This is a genomic window from Kosakonia sp. HypNH10, from assembly GCF_029850615.1.
Taxonomy (GTDB): domain Bacteria; phylum Pseudomonadota; class Gammaproteobacteria; order Enterobacterales; family Enterobacteriaceae; genus Kosakonia; species Kosakonia cowanii.
Map to the genome: position 1 here is coordinate 895685 of NZ_JAOTIU010000001.1, position 22399 is coordinate 918083.

Consider the following 22399-nt stretch of genomic DNA (forward strand, 5'->3'; position numbering starts at 1 on the left):
ACCATCAGAAGTCAAGGCTGTAACCGAGTGTGGCCGTGCGGCCCCGCCCGGCGAAGTAGCGATCCGGATCGACCGAGGCGCTTTGCGAGTAATAGGTGACGTACTGCTTGTTGAGCAGGTTAGAGATGCCAAGGCTCAGCTGACCATAAGGCAGCTTGTAGCCCACCGCCGCATCGACAATCGCATAGCCGGAGAAATCCTTGTCTTCGTCGTCGAACTTCTTACTCAGCGCCCAGTTAGCCTGTAAGAAGGTGCTCAGTTCGGCATTCCAGTTTGCCGACCAGCTGGCGATGATGCGATCCGGGGCGATATTAAGACCGTCGAGTTTGGCATCGAGACTGCCGTTATCATCGCTGTCGTAGCGGCCGCGCATATGCGACCACGCAAGGTTCAGCTTGTGGTCAGCGTTCGGCGCGTAGCCTGCGCTCACTTCAACGCCATCGATCTCGGTCTTTTCACGCCGCGCGACAAAGGCGTCGTTTTGCAACTCGACGCGGCTGCCCAGTTTAGAGGTCGATTTGTAGTAGCTGGCCTCAAAATCGAACGGCGCCTGCTGGACGCGGAAGCCGACTTCACTGTTTTTGGTAATGATCGGTTGCAGGCTGTCGTAATCACTCAGCTTCACCCCCGGCGTGTCGATGCCGCGCAGCACGCGGCCAACATCCGGCACGGTAAAGCCTTCGCTGTAGCTGGCAAACAGGCTCAGCGGCGTGACCGGCGTCCAGACAATACCGGCGTTGTAGAGGGTTTCATCGAACGACGGCGTGCCCCCTTCGACCGTGACGCGATCGTTGGCCCACACCGTCTGGTAGCTGTCGATCTTCAGGCGCGCATATTCGTAGCGAATGCCGCCGCTCAGTTTGACCGACTCCACCGGCGCGTACTCAAGTTGCAGGAAAGGCGAGAGATCGGTGTAGTTGATCTCCGGCACGTAGGTGCGCCCGGTGCTCCAGAGATCCTGTTTCGAGTTATCAAACAGCGTGTCGAAGCCCACCGTCGCCTTAATGCGATCGTCCCAGATATCATCTTTTGTCAGGGCGATTTTGCTGCCGTACTTATCGGTATACGCGCGGCTCTGATCGTAGAGCGTGCCAATTGGCGCAATCTGCGGGTCCTGGAAGGAGGAGGAGTTGGTGGCACCGAACAGCGCTTCGTAGCGCTGATAGTAGGCCAGCGCAGTCAGCTTCATCCCGGCGAGATTGTAGTTGTCGTAGGTGGTGCCCACGGTCCAGACATCGTTATGCGGCGCGGTGCCTTCCGGCGTACCTTTGCGTGAGGTGGTCAACCTGCCAGCGTCGCGATCGCCGGTGACGCTGACATAATTATCTTTATTTTTCAGCCGGTAGCGGTTAAGGCTTAACTGCACACGCTGGTCGTTATCGAGCCAGTAACCCACTTTCGCCAGCAGATCCCACGCCCGAGAATCCATCAAATCGCCCTGGGTGTTATCGACGCCAATGGCGTGATTATTCGCATCTTTGAACAACCCCTGATCTTCATAGCTGAGGGCGAAGAGGTAGTCGAGATACTCCTCGCTGCCATTGATGCTGTAGTTAGTTTTGTAGGCCAGCGTATCGTGATTAAGTTCAGAGGTCGGCGTGGTGGTTTCGATGCTGAAGTGCTGGTTGGCGGTGCCCGGCTTCGCCCGTTTAGTGATGATGTTGATCACCCCACCCGTCGCGCCCACGCCGTTACTGGTATTTGCCCCTTTGATCACCTCAATGCGCTCAATCATGGAGGCATCGACGGTGTGCATTTCACGCCCGGTCGGGCGCAGCGGGTTGGATTGCGGAATACCGTCAATCATCACCAGCGGCGTACGCCCGCGCAGGGTCTCACCGCTGCCGGACATCTTCTGTCGCGACGGCGAAAACGACGGCAGCAGGTTACTTAAGATCTGCGAGGTATCGGAGGTGAGCTGGCGCTGTTGGGCAATCTCCTTTTCAGTGATCACTTTGATCACCTGCGGGGAGTCATTGCGCGAGCCGTCGGTGCGCGTAGCCGTTACAACCACATCTTCTTCACTGCTTGTCGCATCCTGCGCATAAAGCGGCGACGCGATGACCAGAGTAAGCGCGCCATATAAGGGGGAAAATCGCATGCAAACAACCCTCAATGTAATATCTCGCCGCACGGGCGAAGATCATCCGTAACAACATCAAATAAGAACAATAAGAAACAATTTGAGACCGATTATCATTATCAATAACTCAATGTAAAGTGAATATTCCCGTCTCGAAACTTATAACTATGCAGAATGCGTTATGGCGCACAAGGCTGCTAACAAACCGCCGTTTCACATTATTTTGTCTACCCTTTATCAGGCACGTTCTGTGGCTTGAGTCGTGGTCACTTCCCGATCCCCCGTTTACTAAGGAAGACCAATGCAAACTACCTCCGGACCATCGCGGGTCGCCATTGCGCTCTATGAACTGTTAAACCCCCTGCCGCTCGGCTTTTTCACCGCCGCGTGGATCTTCGATATTCTCTATCTCAAATCTTTTCAAATCATGTGGACCGACGCGGCAAGCTGGCTCATCGCCATCGGGCTGGTGCTGGCGATTGTGCCGCGGCTAATAAATCTGGTGCAGGTGTGGTTCACCCAACGCACGCTGGCAACGGCGGCGGTGAAAATCCACTTCTGGCTCTGGCTGCTTGCCATTGTGCTGGCGATTTTCAACGCCTTTGTTCACAGCCGCGACGCCTACGCCGTGGTGCCGCTGGGGGTGATCCTCTCCACCGCCGTCGTGGCGCTGCTGCTGATTGCTAACGTCCAGCTTGCCCTTCGTACCCGCAAAGGAGTGATCGCATGAGAATCCACCGCAAAACACTCCTCGCCTTTACGCTCACCGCACTGCTGGCCGGCTGCGATCAGGGCGCGAGCCTCGATCCTGCCAAACAAATGGGGCCAAACCCTGAACTGCCGAAAGCGCAAAACTTCCTGATGCCGCCGATGCAGGTGCCGGAAGGGGTGGCGTGGAAAGAGGGCGAGATGCCAAAAGTGGCGCAGGGGCTGAAGATTGAGAAAGTCGCCGATGGCCTGCAACACCCGCGTCAGGTCTATGTGCTGCCAAATAACGATGTGCTGGTGGCGGAAGCCAACGGCCCGGCGAAGCCGACCACGCGCCCGAAACAGCTGATTATGGGCATTGTGCAAAAAGCCTCCGGCAAAGGTGGCCCAGGCGGCAATCGCATCACCCTGCTGCGCAATGTCGACGGCAAATGGCAGAAGCACACCTTTATTGAAAACCTGCACTCGCCGTTCGGTATCCAGCTGATTGGCAACACCCTGTGGGTGGCGAATGCCGACAGCCTGGTGAAATTCCCCTATCAGGAGGGGCAAACCACCATTACCGCACCGGGTGAAGTGGTGACGGAACTGCCGGGCGGGCCGATTAACCACCACTGGACCAAATCCCTGCTCGCCAGCCCTGATGGCAGCAAGCTCTATGTCGGTGTTGGCTCCAACAGCAACATCACTGAGAACGGTATCGGCGCGGAATACCGCCGTGCGGCGGTGCTGGAGGTGGATGCCGCAACCGGAGCGAGCCGCATATTCGCCAGCGGCCTGCGCAACCCGACTGGGTTGCAGTGGGAGCCCGAAAGCGGCGCGCTGTGGGCTATCGTCAACGAACGTGACGAGATTGGCTCCGATCTGGTGCCGGATTACATGACCTCGGTGCAGGATAAAGGCTTCTACGGCTGGCCTTACAGCTATTTCGGTCAGCATGTGGATGAGCGCGTCCAGCCGCCGCGCCCGGATCTGGTGAAGCAGGCGATTAAGCCTGACTACGCGCTCAGCTCCCACGTCGCGCCGCTCGGCCTGCTCTTCTACACCGGCGAGAATATGCCGCAATACCGCGGCGGCGCGTTTGTCAGCGAGCACGGCAGCTGGAACCGCAAGCCGCTTAACGGCTATCAGGTGGTGTGGGTGAAGTTTGAAAACGGCAAACCGGTCGGGCAACCGCAGCCGGTGGTGAGCGGTTTTCTTACCGATGACGAGAAGCAGGTGCGCGGTCTGCCGGTCGGCCTGGCGATGGATAAGCAGGGCGGCGTCCTGATTGCCGACGATGCGGGCAACACCATCTGGCGGGTCAGCGCGCGCTAACCTTGTGGCTGCCTGCCGCCTCGCTTATAACATAGCCTCAACATTTTTAAGGAGAGGCGAATGGAGAGCAGGTTGCAGGCAGCGATTGCGCTGCGAAAAGCGGGCGAGCATGAGCAGAGCCGCGAAGCGTTAAAGGTACTTGCCGATGAACCGACGCTGCGCGCGCAGGCGCTGCTCAATATCGCCTGGTCGTTTGATAACCAGGGCCGCGAGCGGGATGCCGAAGGGTATTACCTGGCGGCGATTGAGGCTGGCCTTGGCGATGAGGATGAGTTTGAAGCGCGCTTTGGCCTCGCCTCAACCTGGCGCTGTCTCGGGAAATACCCGCAGGCAAAAGCGCAGTTTAAGGAGATTATCGCCCGCTGGCCGCTGGCAACCGAAGTGCCGCCCTTCTATGCCCTCTGCCTGCACAACCTCGGCGAGCACGACGCCGCGCTTGCCGTCCTGCTGGAGTCTATTGTGCGAAATCCCGATACCCGCACAGCACCCTACGCGGAAGTGCTGCGCAACTACGCGCAGAACCCGCATCAGCGCTGGTAACAAGTGCATGCTGGCAGCGTCTGACTGTAAAAAAGGGCTGCGCGAACAGAAACCTGCCAAATTTGCAGACTTTCCATTTAAGGCAGCTATGTGTAGATTACGCGCACTCTTATTTTTTCTGCTTCCGTTGCCTTCGAGGCAAGAGATCGTCTTGTGCTTTATACCTATACTGCTTATATCCTTGAATATTTAGTCTATTTCGGCATTCTTGTCGCAACGGTTACAGCTACATCTTCCCTTATCGGGATTAAGCCGCCCGAGCAAAAATACCTTGCCCTCGACGGCCTACGCGGTATTTGCGCAGCGCTGGTGGCGATATTTCATCTCTTCTGGCGAAATGGCGGCGCAGCAGACGATTACTGGTCGCTCGACTATATCTCTTTCAGCCAGATTAAAAGCGCGATTTTCATCACCGGACAGCTCCCCGTCGGTATTTTCTTTATGCTTTCCGGCTTTCTTTTTTTTAAGAAAGCCCTCGCCCCCACCTTTAATTATCGCGGATTCGCGCTGTCACGACTGGCAAGGATCTACCCGCCGGTTATCGCCACGCTGGCGCTTATCTATGCCGCGACGTTTATTATGCATCCAGGCAGCCATACGTCGCCGGACGAGTGGTTTATCTCGTCGCTGCCCTTCCTTTTTGAGCCGCCTGGCGCCGTGATCAATGGCACCACGCTGCAAATCGCTACCTCGGGTATCTTCTGGACGCTGGTGTGGGAGCTTCGCTTGTACCTTGCGATCCCTTTCTTATACCTGCTCATGCGCCACATTAAGCACGCGACGCTCTTTGTCATTTTCTTAATGGCGCTGGTAATGGGCGGAAAGTATCTGCTCGGCAGTGACGAACGGCTGGCGTATGTGATGTATTTTCTGGTGGGCTTTTTGGTTGCCACTATCAAGTCGGATAAACGCCCGTCGGATCTCATTTGTCTGGCACTGCTTATTGCCGCAATCGCCTTTACCCGCCATGCCTATAATCCGACTACCGCGCTTTACATGCTGGTGGTCTTCTATACCGTGAAATGCGGATGTGACTATTTCGGCCTGCTGACCTCTCTTCCGCTACGAATGCTCGGCACCTGTAGCTTTTCGCTCTATCTGGTGCATGGCATTACGCAAACCGTCGCCAAGCACTATCTCTACAGCGCCGGTCATTATCTCTGGCAGGTTTGCGCATTGGTCGCGGCAGGCGTGATTGCCCCGGTGATGTATAAATGGGTTGAGAGCAAGTGCATGTGGAAATCTGCACCTGCTGTGCAACAACACCCCTCAAACTAAACCGTCAATAATCACCTGTTTCATCCCCTGCGAGCAGGGCTCCACCCGCCCGCGCACGCCGTACACCTCTGCCAGCGTGTGCGGGGTGATCACCTCACCCGGATCGCCGTCGGCTACCAGTTGGCCCTTTTTCAGGATCAGCACATGGTCGCCGTGGCGCAGTGCGATATTGATATCGTGCACCACCACCACGGTAACGATATTGCGGCGCTGAGTTTCGCGCTTCACCAGATCCATCACGTGGAACTGATAATTAAGATCCAGCGCGCTGAGCGGCTCATCGAGCAGCAGCAAGGTGGGCTGGCGGATCAGCGACTGCGCCAGACCGACCAGCTGTTTCTGCCCGCCGGAGAGCTGATCAAGATAGTGCAGCGCCAGGTGCTCAATGCCCAGCTGGCGCAACAGCGTCATCACCTGCGCCTGCTGCTCGGCGCTGTGCAGGCCGCCAGACGCGCGCTGCGCCACGATAATTGACTCCAGCACATGCAGATGCACGCCCGCCGGCAGCGACTGCGGCAAGTAAACCACCTGCTCGGCGCGTCTGGCGAAGGGTTGCGTCAGCAGATCATCGCCATCGAGCCGCAGTTCGCCCTGAGCTTTGTTCAGCCCGGCCATGGCGCGCAGCAGCGTCGATTTGCCGCTGCCGTTCGGCCCGAGCAGGATCGTCACTTTGCCGCGCGGCAGATGGTCAATCGCCAGATCCTGAATAATCGGCTGTTTGTGGTAACCCGCGCTGAAGCCGCGCAGGGATAAACCGGACTGCGGGCTCATACACTCCCCCGGTGGCGCACAATAATGGTGATAAAGAACGGCACGCCGACCAGCGAGGTGACGATGCCGACCGGGATGATGACGCCATCAATCAGGTTTTTGGAGACAATCGACGCCAGTGACAGCACCAGCGCGCCAATCAGCGCACTGCCCGGAAGATAGAAGCGGTGATCCTCGCCAAACAGCATGCGGGCTATGTGCGGGGCTACGAGGCCGATAAAGCCAATCGGCCCGACGAATGCCACCGACAGCGCCGACAAAATACTGATGCGCAGCAGCGTTGTCAGCCGCAGGCGGCGCACGTTGATACCAAAGCTGATGGCGCGATCTTCGCCTAAACGCAGGGAAGTGAGCTTCCAGGAGCTGAGCATCGACAGCGGCATAATCACCGCCAGCGCCAGCAGCAGAATGCCGAGCTTCTCCCACGAGGCGCGGGCAATGCTGCCCATCGTCCAGAAAACCAGCCCCTGCAAGGTGTCCTCATTGGCGATAAATTGCAGCATCGACACCAGCGCGTTGAAGGTGAAGACCAGCGCAATACCAAACAGCACCACGCCGGAAGTCGCCACCTGCGTCCAGCGGGTAATGCCATCCAGCAGCAGCGCCGCCAGCAGCGCAAAGATAAAGGCGTTGGCCGATATAAACCACTGGGCGGGGATGCCGGGAATGCCGATGCCAAGCACGATCGCCAGCGCCGCGCCAAAGGCCGCCGCTGACGAAACGCCGAGGGTAAACGGGCTGGCGAGCGGGTTATTGAGGATGGTCTGCATCTCAGCCCCCGCCAGCCCCAGCGTTAAGCCGACGACAATCGCCATCAGCGCATAGGGCATGCGGATATCCCAGACAATCACCCGTATTCCGGCGTCGACGCTCTGCGGATGCAGCAGCGTTTGCCCCAGCACATCCAGCGACAGGCCGGAGGGGCCGAGGGTAAAGTCGAGCAGCATTGAGGCGATAATCAACCCCACCAGCAGCGCCAGCAGGCCAACGCGACGACGCATTATCGCGCGGTAGTTGTCCATCAACGCGCCCGCGTCAAGAGTGGTACTCATTCTGTTTATTTGCCCTGCTGCCAGCTGTAAACAAAGCCGTCATCCGGCAATTTGGTGAAGTTTTTGATGATGTGATGATAAGTCGCATCCGGGTCGAGATCGGCAAACGCCTGCGGATAGATATCCTTCGCCAGGTACTCCATACCCACGATGTTATACGGGTGGTTATAGAAGTGGTGATAAACACCATAAACGTGCTTCTGCGCCACCGCCGGGATCTGGCTGATGCCGGTACGGCTCAGCAGCACCTGCGCCTGCTTGTTCACATCGTCTGCCGAGACATTCAGGCCAAGCGGCAGCACCTGGCTGTTACCGCGTTTGGAGCCGGTCATGATGTAGACATCCGGGCTGACGCTGATGATCTTCTCAAGAGAGATAAAGCCGGTTGCGCCCGGCAGCAGTTCTGAACCGAGGTTGGTTGCGCCCACCGCTTCCACCAGACCGCCCCAGCCGCTGTGGCCGTGGGTAAAGCAGCAGCTGTCGGCTCTGCCCGCCAGCGCTTCGACAAACACTTTCGGCTTCGGCGTAATGGCGGCGGTTTTCTGCGTGATCGCCTGCTGATGCTGGCGATAGTAAGTGGTGTAAGCTTCAGCGTTGCTTTCACGGTTAAGCACTTTGCCCAGCAGATCGACGCTCGGCGCGGTATCTTTCGCCGGGTTCACTTCATAATCGACAAACACCACCGGGATCTTCAGCGCCGTCAGCTTGTCGAGCACGCCGCTGTCCGTCAGCGACGGTTTCGCGCGCAGCTGGGCAATCATCAGGTCCGGCTGCTTTGCCAGCACGCTTTCGAGGTCGACATTGCCTTTGTCGCTAAAGCCCATATCGAGAATATTGGCGGATTCCGGCCAGCGGGTTTTCAGCATCTTCCAGCTTTCGACATCCTGCTTTTTCGCCAGGTTGTTCCACGCCACCAGGCGTTTGAACGGGTTATCGCGATCCAGCAGCGCTAGGGTCATGATGTCGCGGCCATCCTGCAAAATCACGCGCTGCGGCTCGTGATCCAGCGTCACTTTACGGCCGCTAAAATCGGTCACCGTAAGGGGATATTGCGTGGCCTGAGCGAGAACGGGCAGCGTGAGAAGCGCGCCGAGAAGCAGCGTAGTGCGGATTTTTCCATGCATAGAAAGAGGAGCCCTGATGGTAATGAGAATATTATGGTTTTGATAATTATTATCATATTTAGCTCAACAAAACCTATACGGTTTCAACAAATACACCCCTTTCTTAACATCCTGATTCCCTTTCTCTTTTTCTGACATATTTTCTTACGGGTTTATACGCGGCAATGCTTTACCCTCATGCTTTGCTTTTGCCGGACCCGCTGCCATGAAATACACCCTCTTTCTGCTGTTGATGTTTATTGCCACCGCCCGCGCCGACGATGCGGTGAGGCTGAACTGCCCGACACGCGGCGCGTTGACCATCTCTTTTTTTGATTACAGCCTGACGACCATGAAGTGGGGCGACCATTTTCAAATCGCGGCGGGCAAAGAGAAGGCGCACACCAAAGCGGGCGTGCCCTTCTGGAGCACCACCTTTCGCAACGGCGACAGCCTGGCCTTCTTCCCGGATTCGAACCAGTATTATCTCTTTTATGCGGGGGATGAAGATCCGGAGCAGTGCAGCGAAGTGGGCAGCTTTGTTTACCCGGCAATCACCCCACCGCGGTATGAAAAAGGGCAGGATGACACCGCCACGCAGGTGCAGGCCAACAGAAGAGAGTGTGAAGTGGTTTTGCAGCATCCGTTTGCGTGATGCAGCGGTTTGATATTGCCGGATGGCGCTGGCGCTTATCCGGCCTACGCCGTTTCAGCAGCTCCTCACCCGTAGGCCGGATAAGGCGCAGCCGCCATCCGGCAATGATGTTTCAGCGGCTCCCTACCCGTAGGCCGGATAAGGCGCAGCCGCCATCCGGCAATGATGTTTCAGCGGCTCCCTACCCGTAGGCCGGATAAGCGTTTACGCGCCATCCGGCAACGTTCTTATGCACTGTGCGTAAAAAGATCCGCGGCCTTCGTTACCACGCCGCTATCGAGCACCCAACCGCTGATCAGCGCGGCGGGGGTAACATCAAACGCCGGGTTATACACCTGCGCATCTTCCGGCGCCCACTGCACCGCACCAAAACTTCCCGCCACGCCGGTCACTTCCGTGGCGGCGCGCTGCTCAATCGGGATCGCCTCGCCGTTCGGACAATGGGGATCGAGGGTGGTTTGCGGCGCGGCGACATAAAACGGCACGTTGTGGAACTTCGCCAGCACCGCCAGCGAATAGGTGCCTATCTTGTTCGCCACATCACCATTCGCCGCGATCCTGTCCGCGCCGACCCACACCGCATCCACCTCCCCTTTCGCCATCAGGCTGGCGGCCATCGAATCGGTAATCAGTTGATACGGCACGCCCAGCTCGCCCAGCTCCCAGGCGGTCAGCCGCCCGCCCTGCAACAGCGGGCGCGTCTCATCCACCCACACATTGCTGATGTTGCCCTGCTGATGCGCCAGCGCAATCACGCCGAGCGCCGTGCCGACGCCCGCCGTTGCCAGCCCGCCGGTGTTGCAGTGGGTCAAAATACGGCTGCCGGGTTTAACCAGCGCGGCACCCGCTTGCGCAATGTTGTCGCAGAGCTGTTTATCCTCGTCCACCAGCCGCAGCGCCTCCGTCATCAGCGCGTTAGAGTAAGTCTCCTGCGCCAGCGCCTGCTTCATGCGGTCAAGATTGTTCATCAGATTCACCGCCGTCGGGCGCGCCGCGCGCAGGGTTTCCAGCGCCTGCGCCAGCTGTTCACGGCTCTCACCGCGCGCGGCCAGCAGCGCCAGCAGCAGGCTGGCAGAGAGGCCAATCAGCGGCGCACCGCGCACGCGCAGCGCGTGAATATGGCCGACAAGTTCATCTACCGAATCGGCGGCGAGCCAGCGTTTCTCCTGCGGTAACGCCTGTTGATCGAGAATAAATAAACGATTTTCGGCGATGCGCAGGCTGGTGGTCTGTAATGACGGCATATCGTTAAATCCCTGTTGCGTTAATGTGGCGTATTGTGTCAGGATGCAAAGCGGATGTATAGACGTCTAAATGGCTTAAATCGCAAAAAGAGGATCGAGGCAATGTCGCAATACCATACCTTTTCCGCCCGTGATGCCGTGGCATATGCACAACAATTTGGCGGCCTTCGCGATCCCTCCGAACTGGTTGACGCGCAGGAAGTGGGCGACGGTAACCTCAATCTGGTATTTAAAATTTTTGACCGCAACGGCACAAGCCGCGTCATCGTCAAACAGGCGCTGCCCTATGTGCGCTGCGTCGGTGAGTCCTGGCCGCTGACCCTCGATCGTGCGCGTCTCGAAGCACAAACGCTGGTCGAACACTACCAGCACTGCCCGCAGCACACCGTTAACATCCTCCATTTCAACCCGGAGCTGGCGGTGATGGTGATGGAAGATCTCTCCGATCACCACATCTGGCGCGGCGAACTGATTCGCAATGTCTATTATCCGCAGGCAGCGACGCAGTTAGGTGAATACCTGGCGCAGACGCTGTTTCACACCAGTGATTTTTACCTCCACCCACATGTTAAAAAAGCGCAGGTGGCTAAATTTATTAACCCGGCGATGTGCGAGATCACCGAAGATCTCTTCTTCAACGATCCCTACCAGATCCACGAGCGCAATAACTACCCGGCCGAGCTGGAAGCGGACGTCGCCGCTCTGCGCGATGATGCGCAGCTGAAAGTCGCAGTCGCGTCGCTTAAGCACCGCTTCTTCTCTCACGCTGAAGCCTTGCTGCATGGCGATATTCACAGCGGCTCTATTTTTGTTGCCGACGGTAGCCTGAAAGCGATTGACGCCGAGTTCGGCTACTTCGGCCCGATTGGTTTTGATATCGGTACCGCTATCGGCAACCTGCTGCTCAACTACTGCGGCCTGCCGGGTCACCTCGGTATTCGCGATGCGGCGGCGGCACGCGAGCAGCGGCTGATCGATATTCAGACCCTGTGGGCCACCTTTGCCGAGCGCTTCCAGGCGTTAGCAACCGAGAAGACGCAGGACGCGGCGCTGGCGCAGCCGGGCTACGCCTCGGCATTTCTGAAAAAAGTGTGGACCGATGCGATTGGTTTTTGCGGCACTGAGCTTATCCGCCGCAGCGTTGGACTATCGCACGTGGCAGATATCGACACCATCAAAGATGAGGAGATGCGCCACGCCTGCCTCCGTCATGCCCTCTCCCTTGGCAAAGCGCTGATTGTGATTGCCGATCGCATTGATAACGTCGATGAGTTAATTGCCCGCGTGCGGCAATACTCGTAAGCCGATAACGAAGCGCCCTCCGGCGCTTCGCTCACCCCAGATACTCAATAATCGACAACCCGCCGTTGTAGTCGGTGCTGTAGATGATCCCCTGCGCGTCAACAAACACATCGCAGGACTGGATCACGCGTGGGCGACCGGGGCGGGTATCCATCATTTTTTCCGGTGCCGCTGGCACCAGCGCGCCGGTCTCAACCGGGCGATAGGGGTTAGAGATATCGTACGCGCGCACACCGGCATTCTGGTAGGTGGCGAAAATCAGCGTTGAGCTGATAAAGCTGCCGGGGCGGTTCTCATGCAGGTTGTGCGGGCCAAAGTGCGCCCCTTTCGCCACATAATCGATCTCATCCGGCTGCGGGAAGGTGGCGATGCTGACCGGGTTAGCGGGCTCGCGAATATCGAACAGCCAGATCAGCTTTTCGCCATCCTCCTGATTGTCGAGCACCGCTTCATCCAGCACCACCAGCAGATCGCGATCCGGCAACGGCAGCGCGGTGTGGGTGCCGCCGCCAAACGGCGGGCTCCAGTTGCGGTGGCTGATAAGCGTCGGCTGAGTGCGATCTTTCACATCCAGCAGCGTCAGGCCGCCGTCGCGCCAGCTGCCATAGGCGGTATCACCGGCAATAATCGCGTGGTGCAGCGCGTAGCGTTTGCCCTCTTCCCAGCCCGGCGTTTCGCCTGCGGCCTGGTTCATGCCCGGCAGCCACCAACGCCCGGCCACCTCAGGTTTGCGCGGGTCTTTGAGATCGATGGTCAGGAAGATGTAGTCGGTAAAGCCATCGATCAGCGCAGAAACATAAGCCCAGCGCCCGCCGACATACCAGATGCGGTGAATGCCGATGCCATCGAGCGACAGGAAGCTGATTTCGCGCGGCTTGTCCGGCGTGGAGATATCGAAAATGCGCAGCCCGGCGCTCCAGCCTTTATCCTGCACATCGCTTACGGTTTCGCCGACCGAGCGGGTGTAGTAGACCTTTTCATCGGCAAAGCGGGCGTCGGCAAAGAGATCGCGGGCATTGATCACCAGCAGCAGATCGTCGTGGGCTTGCAGATGTACATTCCAGGTGCCGGGCGGCGCGGCGATATAGCCCGCAGGTTTCGGGTTCTTTGGGTCGCGGACGTCCACAATGGAGAAGCCCTGCGACACCATATGGCCGATATAGGCAAAGCCGCGGTGCACCATCAGCTGGACACCGTCCGGGCGACCGCCCTGGTCGCTGTGGCCAATCAACCGCATATTGCGGCTGTAGTCCGGGCGTGGAAGTTCAGTTGCCATGATTTATCCTTGTTAAAGATCGGCGCACTGCCGGATGGCGGCGTTGCCTTATCCGGCCTACGGGTTCACCGCAATTGCTTATTGCGATATGCCCTTGTAGGCCGGATAAGCGTTAGCGCCATCCGGCAAACGGGTGCGCCGCGATTGCTTGTTGCAATACGCCCTTGTAGGCCGGATAAGCGAAGCGCCATCCGGCAAACGGGTTCGCCGCAATTGTTTATTGCAATACGCCCTTGTAGGCCGGATAAGCGCCAGCGCCATCCGGCAATCAATGCCGCACCGGCCGACAAAACCGGCTCGCGTTGCAAAACTACTTATTCTTCGCTTCCAGCGTCGCAAACCACGGCGCGATAAAGTCCTGCGTCTGGCCCCAGCCGGGAATGATTTTGCCGAGCGACGCCACATTCACCGCGCCAGGCTGGCTGGCGAGCAGCGCCTGCGGAATGGCGGCGGCTTTAAAATCGTAAGTCGCAGGCGTCGGTTCACCGGCAATCTTATTGGCGATCAGGCGTACGTTGGTGGCACCAATCAGCTTCGGATCCACCGCCACGCTCACCTTCCACGGGCTGCCCGCTTCACGCATCAATTGCAGATCCTGGTTCGAGACATCAATGCTGTAGAGCTTGATCTCGGTGCGGCCATTCTCTTTCAGCGCTTTATAGGCCCCCTGGCTGAAGGCATCCCAGGTGCCCCATATGGCATCAATCTGCCCTTTCGGGTATTTCGCCAGCACCGCGCCCACTTTGTTGGCCGTGTCGCCCTGCACATCGGAGGAAACGGCACCAATCGACTCCAGCTCTTTAATGCCCGGATTTGCTTTCAGCAGTTCCGCATAAGCCGCCTGGCGGCGCTCCATCGGCGGGAAACCGGCGACCCACAGCTTGATAATGTTGGCTTTGCCGTTGAAATCTTTCACCAGCTCGCCGAAGGAGAGTTTGGTCAGCGAGGCGTCATCCTGCTGCGTCACGGTAACGCCCGGAATTTCGCCCTTAACGGCGGTATCAAACACCGCCACTTTGATCCCGGCGGCGACCGCTTTTTTGATCAGATCCGTCGAGTAGGGATCGCGCCCCTGCGAAAGAATAATGCCGTCATACTTCTGGCTGATCGCCTGGTTAACGAAGTCCTGGAATTTGGCGTCATCACCGTTGCTTAAAAAGGTGCTGATTTTAAAGCCAAGTTTTTTACCCTGCTGCAAAGCACCGGCGACAAACTGGGTGGTGTTGTCATCAGAGCCGAGGTTACGGATCAGCGCAATGCGCACCGGGCCGTTATGGTTGGCGATGGCATCCGGAACCGGCGCAGGTGTGGCGGCGTGGCCCGGCAGGGCGTTGAGTAATCCCAGCGCCAGCAGTGAAAGTGCTATTTTTTTCATCTCTGTTTCCCCTGAAAGTTAACGACGCTGGAAGTAAGTCAACGCAAGAGCACCGGCCAGCACCAGCCCCTTAATAATGTCCATCGCGTAATAGGGCACCGACAGCATCACCAGCCCGTTCGAGAGCACGCCAAGGATCACCGCTCCGACCAGCGTGCCGAGCGCGTTCGGCTTGCCCGAGCCCGCCAGCGAGAAGCCGATCCACGCCGCAGCGACCGCATCCATCAAATACCCGCCGCCCGCATTCACCTGCGAGGAGCCAATGCGCGAGGCGAGCAGAATCCCGCCAAGCCCCGCCAGCAGCGAGGCAATGACATAAGCCGCCACTTTGTAGCGCGTGGTGCGAATGCCGGAGAGGCGCGCCGCTTCCGGGTTGCCGCCAATGGCGTACATCCGGCGGCCGTGGGTAGTCAACGAGAGGCCAAGCTGCGCCACCACCGTCACCACCAGCATAATGATGACGATGGTCGGCACCTGGCCGAGCAGCGAAAACGCCGCCGGAATGGTGCCTTCCGCCATATCACCGCTCGGCAGCACCATATTTTCGGTAATCGATCCGCCGTAGCTGTAGGTCATCGCCACACCCTGAATAACAAACAGGCTGCCGAGCGTCGCCAGCATGTCGGGAATGCGCAGCACCACAATCAGAAAGGCGTTAAACAGGCCGACCAGCGTACAGAGCGCCAGCGTCACAAGGATCGCCTCCGTCGTGTCAAAGCCGTGCCAGACAAAGAGCGAGATCACCAGCGCGTTCGCCAGCGATGCGGTAGAACCGACGGAGAGATCAAACCCGCCAATGGTCAGCGAGATCGACACACCAACGGCAATCACCGTGACGATGGCGATCGAGCGCAGGATATTGATGATGTTATTGGGATCGAGGAAGTTGTCCGAGGCGATGCCAAAAATAGCCACCAGCGCCACCACGGTGAGCAACATGCCCCACTTATAAAGGAAATCGAAAAATTGCTGCCGCGGTGATGCCGCCGCACTGACTGAAAGGGCCTTACTCACGGGCCGTTCCTCCGGTGGAATAGTAAAGGAGTGTCTCTTCGCGGGCATCCTCGCCCTGCACTTCTGCCACAATGCGCCCATCCCACAGCACACAAATCCGGTCGCACAAACCCACCAGCTCGGCGAATTCACCCGACGCGTAAATCACGCCTTTGCCTTCGCGCGCCAGCCCGTCGATCAGCTGGAAGAGGTCGGTTTTCGCCTTTACATCGACGCCTTTGGTCGGCTCGTCAAAAATCACCACGTTCGCCTGGCCGCGCAGCCACTTGCCAATCGCCACCTTCTGCTGATTGCCGCCGGAGAGACGGCGCAGTATCTGGCCTGGCCCACTGGCGCGCACGCCAACGCGGGCAATCACCTCTTGCGCCCAGCGCCACGCCTGGTGATGTGCAAAGATCCCCCAGCGCGAAAAGGTGCGATCGGCGCTGACGGCGAGGTTCATGCTGACCGGCTCATCGATAAAGATCCCCTCTTTGCGCCGCTCTTCCGGCACCAGCGCCATGCCGCGCGTCACCGAATCAGCCGGATCGCGCGGACGCCACGGCTGATGATTCAGTTCGCCGCGCGTAACACGGCTTTTACTCGCCCCGAAGAGCGCTTTGCACAGCTCGGTTTTGCCCGCGCCCGCCAGACCGGCAATGCCAAGGATTTCGCCTTTACGCAACCGCAGCGAGATATCTTTCAGCAGCCCTTCGTCGTGCAGGCCATCAATGCTGAGCAGCAGTTCATCGCTATGCGGCGGCCGCGCGGGCGGGTAGATATCGCTCAGTTCATGGCCGAGCATCTTCTCAACAATCTCTTCGCCGCTGAGCGCCGTCATCGGCCCGGACTCCACCAGCCTGCCGTCGCGCAGCACCGTCAGGGTGTCGCAAATCGCTTTCACTTCATGAATGCGATGGGAGATAAACACCACGCCGATCCCCTGCTGTTGCAGGCGTCTGACCACCGTAAACAGGCGCTCACTCTCGTGCTGATCGAGCGGCGCGGTTGGCTCGTCGAGGATCAAAAAGCGGCAGTGATGGGAGAGCGCCCGCGCCAGTAAGATGTGCTGTTTTTCCGCCAGCGTGCAGCTGTCGATAGCGCGGGTGACATCAAACTCTACATCGAGCTGTGCCAGCGCGTCGCGCGCCTGGCGGCGGATCTCACCCCAGCGAAAGCGGTGCCCGCCCTCTGCCAGCTTATCCAGCATGATGTTCTCGGCGATGCTCAGCCCCGGCACCAGCGCAACGTCCACCTCCTGCTGTACGAGGTGAATACCGAGCTGTTTCGCATCGCGCGGGGAGCGGATCGACACCACCTGATGGTTAATGGCGATCTCCCCTTCGTAATGATCATAGGTGCCGCACAGCACCGCCATCAGGGTCGATTTGCCTGCGCCATTTGCGCCGGTTAAGGCATGGACTGAACCGCCCCGTAAGGTGAGGTCGACATTCGACAGTGCGTTGAAGCCGCCAAAGGCGAGGCGCATGCCACGCATTTCGAGGAGGTTGCTTCCCATAGCGCGTGAATACCTGCGATTAATAGATTGATTTAGCGAATTTTTCACAGCCTCGCTTGACTGGCAACGACAGAAAAGGCATAAGTTAAAGCGAAATAATATTAGCCATCCGGATGTCCAGACATAACATCGGGTTAGCGATTACACACAAGGACACCTCATATGAGCAGCACCGATATCCGCGTTGTACCCGGCCCCGCCAACTACTACTCCCACGCAGGCAGCCTTGCGCGGCTGGAGGATTTTTACTCCGCTGAGCAGCTTTCCCGCGCGGTGTGGATCTACGGCGAGCGCGCCTTTGCCGCCGCAAAACCGTTTCTACCACAAGGGGTTAACGCGCCTGGCGCCACGCATCTGCTGTTTAAAGGGCATTGCAGCGAGCATGATGTGGCGGAGCTGGCTCAGCAGGCGGGTGCGGATCGCAGCGTGGTGATCGGCGTTGGCGGCGGTGCACTGCTGGATACAGCAAAAGCGGTCGCGCGCCGCCTCGGCTTGCCGGTGGTGGCGATCCCGACCATTGCCGCTACCTGCGCGGCGTGGACGCCGCTCTCGGTCTGGTATAACGACGCCGGTCAGGCGCTCCATTTTGAGATCTTTGATGACGCTAACTTTCTGGTGCTGGTCGAGCCGCAGATTATCCTTGATGCCCCGGTGGAGTACCTGCTGGCGGGCATCGGCGATACGCTGGCGAAGTGGTATGAAGCGGTGGTTCTGGCACCGCAGCCGGAAAACTTACCGCTGACGGTGCGCCTGGGTATTAACAACGCGCTGGCGATCCGCGATGTATTGCTGGAGAGCAGCGAAGCGGCGCTTGCCGATCAACAGCGCGGGGAAGTAACGCAGGCGTTTCGTGATGTGGTGGATGCGATTATCGCCGGTGGCGGCATGGTCGGCGGGCTTGGCGAGCGCTATACCCGCGTGGCAGCGGCGCATGCGGTGCATAACGGGCTGACGGTGCTGCCGCAGACGGAGAAGTTCCTCCACGGCACGAAAGTCGCCTACGGCATTCTGGTGCAGAGCGCCCTGCTCGGCCAGGACGACGTGCTGGCGCAGCTTGTGGCGGCCTATCAGCGTTTCAACCTACCGACCACGCTTGCGGAGCTGGAGGTGGATATTCATAACCGCGCCGAGCTGGATAAGGTGATCGCCCATACCCTGCGCCCGGTGGAGTCGATTCATGCGCTGCCGGTGGCTGTCACCGCCGACAAACTCTATGCGGCGTTTGAGAAGGTGGAGACCTTCGCGCGATAAATTATCCCGTAGGCAGGATAAGCGCCAGCGCCATCCGGCAATGTATCAGCGACACCGTCTTTGCTTTTATCTCCAATATGACAGCGCGGGGGTTGTATCCCCGCTGAAATCGGCGAACCGAAGCGTGAATGACAAGGTCTGGACGCCATGGATGGCGGACAGAGGCGAACCGAGACAGGATGTCGAGTCGAGCCGGCCGCAGTCAGGCACGCGGGAGGTGAGCGCAGTGCGCAGCACCGGTTTCCTCGCGGGGCCGCGGGGATTGACAAGGGGAGCGCGGCCGCTTCCCTTGTCCCGTTCACCGCATAAGAGATTAATGAAACTCCCCAACGCCTGGTGAACGGAACTATTCCACAAAATGCCATATGCCAGACCCATCGCCGGATGGCGCGTACCGCTTATCCGGCCTATGGGGTCGGAGGGATTTGTAGGCCGGATAAGGCGCAGCCGCCATCCGGCAGGAGAACAGCGTGAGAGATGACTCGCGGCAATTAGTGGCTTAACTCCTGCAATAGCCGTGTATTGAGGTAGAGCTTTTCGCGCCCCATGCTCATCTCCTCCAGCACGCCTATTTCTGCAAGTTGCTTCAGGTAGAGCGATGCAGTCTGGCGCTTAGCCACTTGCCCTTTTACAAGGTTATCTATCCGACAGTAGGGCTGTGCAAAAAGTATTTGCATCAACTCATGGGTGTAGATTTTTGGCAGTCGTTCACGCACAAATTGTGTTGTATCCACCATCAGTTGACGAATGATGGCGATTTTTTTCTTGGTCCAGCGCGCGGTGTTTTCTATCGCTTCCAGCATAAATAAGATCCACGCCTCCCACCGACCTTCGGCTGTCACGTCACGCAGGAGCGTGTAATAGCGATCGCGCCTTTCCAGGATAAACCGGGAGAGGTAAAGAATGGGCAGCGAAAGCAATTCACTCTGAATCAGATACAAAATATTCAGGATTCGACCTGTTCTGCCATTTCCGTCCGAAAAGGGGTGAATACACTCGAATTGATAGTGTGAAATCGCCATTTTTATCAGCGGATCCAGGTCATCATCGGCATGGATGAAACGTTCCCAATTTCCCAGCAGATTGCGAATAGCCGCTTCACCTACCGGCGGGGTATAAACCACGTCACTGTTCTGATCGCGCAATACCGTTCCGGGGGTTTTACGAATATCCGTTTCTACGCCGCGCAGCGTGGTGCAAATGGCGATCGCAGTGTTAGTACACAACGGGTAGCTGCTCAGGTAAGTAAAGCCATCGTGCAATGCGGTCCGGTAACGTAACGCCTCTTTTGTTGCGGGATCGGCGTTCTCGGCCTGATCGGCATACTGGAAGAGCTGATCGCTGGTGGTCACGATATTTTCGATGCGCGAGGAGTCTTTTGCCTCAAGTAGAGGAAGGAGGTTAATCAATAACCCTTGATCGGGAATTAACTCTCCTGCCGTGTTCAACTCTGCCAGAGCGGCACGTGCAGTTATGCAGGCCTTAAGTACCTTGCGAGTTTCAATCTCCTCCACGTTGGGCGGCAGCATCGGTAAAGCGTTGTAGGGTATGGTCGGATCCCAGCTCATATGTTTACAAAATCCATTTTTATCGACATATACTGATAATATGTCGATGCGATCGACCTGTCACGATGACATGTTTAATAAATGCGATTTTATCGACGTGTTTAACATTTTTGGCAGCATATGCGCTTTCGCGCTATTCGGAAATGGAGACGAGATCACATGCCGGATGGCGGCTTCGCCTTATCCGGCCAACCAAAACGCAGCTCCAGCGATACCGTTTTTGCTTTTATCTGCGGTCTCGCAGCGAGGGGTTGTGTCCCCGCTGAAATCGGCGAACCGAAGCGTGAATGACAAGGTCTGGACGCCATGGATGGCGGACAGAGGCGAACCGAGGCATGGAGCGAGTCCGTAGGGGCGAGCAAGCCGAGTCGAGCCGGCCGCAGTCAGGCACGCGGGAGGTGAGCGCAGTGCGCAGCACCGATTTCCTTGCGGGGCCGCGGGGATTGACAAGGGGAGCGCGGCCGCTTCCCTTGTCCCGTTCACCGCACCGGTGATAAAAACATTCCGCCCAACGCCTGGTGAACGGAACCCTTCCACCAATCCAACATGCCAGGCCCATTGCCGGATGGCGGCTGCGCCTTATCCGGCCTACAGAACCTCTTCCACCGCGGCAACATGCCGCCCCCATCGCCGGATGGCGCTCACGCTTATCCGGCCTACAAACCACCGGTATTTATTCCTTCGGCCATAGCCCCATCGCCATGCGGGCGATGCCGAGCAGCGTTTCTCGGCTGGCGCCATCGCGCGCCTGGATCGACATCCCCTGCTGGATGCTGGTGTAAAGCCGGGTCAGGGCATCAATATCGGTATCGGCGGGCAGTTCGCCCTGCGCTTGTGCCTGCGCCAGACGCGCCTTCAGTAACGCCATCCCGCCGTTGCGCATAGCCTGTACGCGCTGACCAAGCCGATCGTTACCTTCGCTGGCGACAGCCGAGAGCGTCACCATGCAACCGTGCGGCAGATCGCAGCGCGTCAGCATGTCGGCTGAGCGTTCAAGCCAGCTTGCAACAGCGCATTTTGGCGACGGTTCCTGCTCCATATCGCCCCAAATCAGCGGCGCAACGCACTGCTCGTAGTGCTGCAACACCTCATCGTAGAGGTTCTCTTTACTGCCGAACGCCGCATAGAGGCTCGGCGACTTAATGCCCATCGCCTCATAGAGATCGCTCATCGAGGTGGCGGTATACCCCTTGCGCCAGAAGAGCAACATCGCCTTGTTCAGCGCTTCTGTACGATCAAATTCGCGCGGTCTTCCCCGGCTCATCATCAGCTCCTCACATTTTGTGCTGATCGGTATATTAATAATATTGACGAATAGATGGAAGCCTGATTATTTTAATTATGTATCAATCGACACATAATCCAGGAGTCATCATGTCATATTCACTGTCAGGTAAACGCGCGCTGGTCACTGGCGCAAGCCGGGGTCTCGGCAAAGCCATCGCTTTAACGCTGGCGCGCGCCGGGGCGGATGTCGCCATCACCTATGAAAAATCGGCAGAGAAAGCCGAAGCGGTTGCTGAAGCGATCCGCGCGCTTGGGCGCAACGGCGTCGCCATCAAGGCCGACAGCGCCAATCCGCAGGCGGCGCAGGACTCCGTTGCACAGGCGGTTTCACAGCTGGGCGGGCTGGATATTCTGGTCAATAACGCCGGGATTGCGCGCGGCGGGTCGCTGGAGTCAATGTCGCAAGAGGATATCGACGCGCTGATCAACGTCAATATTCGCGGCGTGGTCTATACCACCCAGGCGGCGCTGGCACACCTGCCGGATGGCGCGCGCATTATTAACATCGGCAGTAACCTCTCCGACCAGGTGCCGTTTAAAGGCGTCACGATTTATTCGATGACCAAATCGGCGCTCAACTCCCTGACGCGCGGTCTGGCGCGGGATCTGGGCGCGCGCGGCATCACGGTGAATATGGTGAAACCCGGCTCGACGGACAGCGATATGAACCCGGCAGATGGCGAGCAGGCAGACGAGCAGCGCAGTTTTACCGCGTTAGGCCACTACGGCGAGCCGCAGGATATTGCCGAAGCGGTGGCGTTTCTTGCCAGCCCGGCGGCGAAGCACATCACCGGCGCGGATATTGTGGTGGATGGCGGGACCAACGCCTGATAAGAGGCAAAAAAAAGCGGCACATTGTGCCGCTTTTTGAGCGTTAACAGCAGCGTGCGCCGCCTTTGCCGCCGTAGCGCGCATCCTGGCGCTCGCGGAAGAATTCCTCATAGGTCATCGGCGTCTGATCCGGATGAGTGACGCGCATATGCTCAACGTAGTTGTCATAATCCGGCACGCCAATCATCATCTTTGCCGCCTGGCCTAAGTATTTTCCCGCTTTTGAGAGCGTATCGAACATATTTG

At 58.2% G+C, this 22399-nt stretch carries 20 protein-coding genes; 8 read left to right on the plus strand and 12 right to left on the minus strand.

What is annotated here, in order from left to right; all coding sequences use genetic code 11:
• Nucleotides 1–4: 4 nt before the first annotated feature.
• Nucleotides 5–2101: a TonB-dependent receptor gene (locus N7V53_RS04395; protein ID WP_279792299.1), complete on the minus strand. Its 2097-nt coding sequence runs from the start codon at nt 2099–2101 to the stop codon at nt 5–7.
• A 283-nt stretch (nt 2102–2384) separates the two neighbouring features.
• Between N7V53_RS04395 and N7V53_RS04400 the strand changes: the two genes are divergently transcribed.
• The 4 genes from N7V53_RS04400 to N7V53_RS04415 all read left to right on the plus strand — a co-directional run bounded on the left by N7V53_RS04400 (nt 2385) and on the right by N7V53_RS04415 (nt 5926).
• On the plus strand, nt 2385–2813 hold the full coding sequence (locus N7V53_RS04400) for a DUF2231 domain-containing protein (RefSeq protein ID WP_279792303.1): 429 nt from the start codon (nt 2385–2387) through the stop codon (nt 2811–2813).
• On the plus strand, nt 2810–4108 hold the full coding sequence (locus tag N7V53_RS04405; RefSeq protein ID WP_279792305.1) for a sorbosone dehydrogenase family protein: 1299 nt from the start codon (nt 2810–2812) through the stop codon (nt 4106–4108). The genes N7V53_RS04400 and N7V53_RS04405 overlap by 4 nt, the downstream gene beginning before the upstream one ends.
• Nucleotides 4109–4168: 60 nt before the next feature.
• Nucleotides 4169–4648: a tetratricopeptide repeat protein gene (locus N7V53_RS04410; protein WP_279792308.1), complete on the plus strand. Its 480-nt coding sequence runs from the start codon at nt 4169–4171 to the stop codon at nt 4646–4648.
• 153 nt (nt 4649–4801) lie between these two features.
• Nucleotides 4802–5926 carry an acyltransferase gene (locus tag N7V53_RS04415; RefSeq protein WP_279792310.1) on the plus strand — a complete coding sequence of 375 codons (1125 nt, stop codon included), beginning with the start codon at nt 4802–4804 and terminating at the stop codon, nt 5924–5926.
• Here the strand turns inward: N7V53_RS04415 and N7V53_RS04420 are convergent.
• From N7V53_RS04420 to N7V53_RS04430, 3 genes are read right to left on the minus strand one after another with little or no spacing between them, the layout of a single operon-like run.
• Nucleotides 5918–6697: an ABC transporter ATP-binding protein gene (locus tag N7V53_RS04420; protein WP_279792312.1), complete on the minus strand. Its 780-nt coding sequence runs from the start codon at nt 6695–6697 to the stop codon at nt 5918–5920. The genes N7V53_RS04415 and N7V53_RS04420 overlap by 9 nt on opposite strands.
• Nucleotides 6694–7722 (minus strand): iron ABC transporter permease, encoded by a 1029-nt coding sequence (locus N7V53_RS04425; protein WP_164483650.1) that lies wholly within the window; start codon nt 7720–7722, stop codon nt 6694–6696. The genes N7V53_RS04420 and N7V53_RS04425 overlap by 4 nt, the downstream gene beginning before the upstream one ends.
• 32 nt (nt 7723–7754) lie before the next feature.
• Nucleotides 7755–8873 (minus strand): ABC transporter substrate-binding protein, encoded by a 1119-nt coding sequence (locus N7V53_RS04430; RefSeq protein WP_279792314.1) that lies wholly within the window; start codon nt 8871–8873, stop codon nt 7755–7757.
• A gap of 205 nt (nt 8874–9078) precedes the next feature.
• Here N7V53_RS04430 and N7V53_RS04435 point away from each other — a divergent pair, with 205 nt between their 5' ends.
• Entirely contained in the window at nt 9079–9507 is a 429-nt protein-coding gene (locus N7V53_RS04435; RefSeq protein ID WP_279792316.1) for a hypothetical protein, read from the plus strand.
• A gap of 227 nt (nt 9508–9734) precedes the next feature.
• Here N7V53_RS04435 and mtnA read toward each other — a convergent pair whose 3' ends face one another.
• Nucleotides 9735–10751, minus strand: a complete 1017-nt coding sequence (gene mtnA, locus N7V53_RS04440; RefSeq protein ID WP_279792318.1) for an S-methyl-5-thioribose-1-phosphate isomerase — start codon at nt 10749–10751, stop codon at nt 9735–9737.
• Between the two features lie 102 nt (nt 10752–10853).
• On the opposite strand from mtnA, the gene mtnK reads away from it, so the two are divergent.
• Nucleotides 10854–12053: an S-methyl-5-thioribose kinase gene (mtnK, locus tag N7V53_RS04445; protein WP_279792321.1), complete on the plus strand. Its 1200-nt coding sequence runs from the start codon at nt 10854–10856 to the stop codon at nt 12051–12053.
• Between the two features lie 31 nt (nt 12054–12084).
• Here the strand turns inward: mtnK and N7V53_RS04450 are convergent, their stop codons facing one another.
• The 4 genes from N7V53_RS04450 to N7V53_RS04465 all read right to left on the minus strand — a co-directional run bounded on the left by N7V53_RS04450 (nt 12085) and on the right by N7V53_RS04465 (nt 17216).
• Nucleotides 12085–13329 (minus strand): LVIVD repeat-containing protein, encoded by a 1245-nt coding sequence (locus N7V53_RS04450; protein WP_139965461.1) that lies wholly within the window; start codon nt 13327–13329, stop codon nt 12085–12087.
• Between the two features lie 310 nt (nt 13330–13639).
• Nucleotides 13640–14704, minus strand: a complete 1065-nt coding sequence (locus N7V53_RS04455) for a sugar ABC transporter substrate-binding protein (RefSeq protein WP_279792327.1) — start codon at nt 14702–14704, stop codon at nt 13640–13642.
• A gap of 18 nt (nt 14705–14722) precedes the next feature.
• Complete coding sequence (locus N7V53_RS04460) at nt 14723–15718, minus strand: ABC transporter permease (protein WP_023479978.1); 996 nt, start codon at nt 15716–15718, stop codon at nt 14723–14725.
• The gene (locus N7V53_RS04465; RefSeq protein WP_279792330.1) at nt 15711–17216 is read right to left on the minus strand and encodes a sugar ABC transporter ATP-binding protein; all 1506 of its coding nucleotides are present in this window, start codon (nt 17214–17216) and stop codon (nt 15711–15713) included. Before N7V53_RS04465 ends, N7V53_RS04460 begins: the two co-directional genes overlap by 8 nt.
• A 162-nt stretch (nt 17217–17378) precedes the next feature.
• Here N7V53_RS04465 and N7V53_RS04470 point away from each other — a divergent pair, with 162 nt between their 5' ends.
• Nucleotides 17379–18467 carry an oxidoreductase gene (locus tag N7V53_RS04470; protein ID WP_279792332.1) on the plus strand — a complete coding sequence of 363 codons (1089 nt, stop codon included), beginning with the start codon at nt 17379–17381 and terminating at the stop codon, nt 18465–18467.
• A gap of 491 nt (nt 18468–18958) precedes the next feature.
• On the opposite strand, the gene N7V53_RS04475 is transcribed toward N7V53_RS04470, so the two are convergent.
• A complete protein-coding gene (locus N7V53_RS04475; RefSeq protein ID WP_279792334.1) occupies nt 18959–20035 on the minus strand; it encodes a Fic/DOC family N-terminal domain-containing protein in 1077 nt (358 codons plus the stop codon).
• Nucleotides 20036–20708: 673 nt separating this feature from the next.
• Nucleotides 20709–21302: a TetR/AcrR family transcriptional regulator gene (locus N7V53_RS04480; RefSeq protein WP_279792337.1), complete on the minus strand. Its 594-nt coding sequence runs from the start codon at nt 21300–21302 to the stop codon at nt 20709–20711.
• A 107-nt stretch (nt 21303–21409) separates the two neighbouring features.
• On the opposite strand from N7V53_RS04480, the gene N7V53_RS04485 reads away from it, so the two are divergent.
• Entirely contained in the window at nt 21410–22153 is a 744-nt protein-coding gene (locus N7V53_RS04485; RefSeq protein ID WP_279792339.1) for a 3-oxoacyl-ACP reductase FabG, read from the plus strand.
• Nucleotides 22154–22196: 43 nt separating this feature from the next.
• On the opposite strand, the gene N7V53_RS04490 is transcribed toward N7V53_RS04485, so the two are convergent.
• Complete coding sequence (locus tag N7V53_RS04490) at nt 22197–22394, minus strand: YbdD/YjiX family protein (protein WP_000460621.1); 198 nt, start codon at nt 22392–22394, stop codon at nt 22197–22199.
• Nucleotides 22395–22399 lie beyond the last annotated feature (5 nt).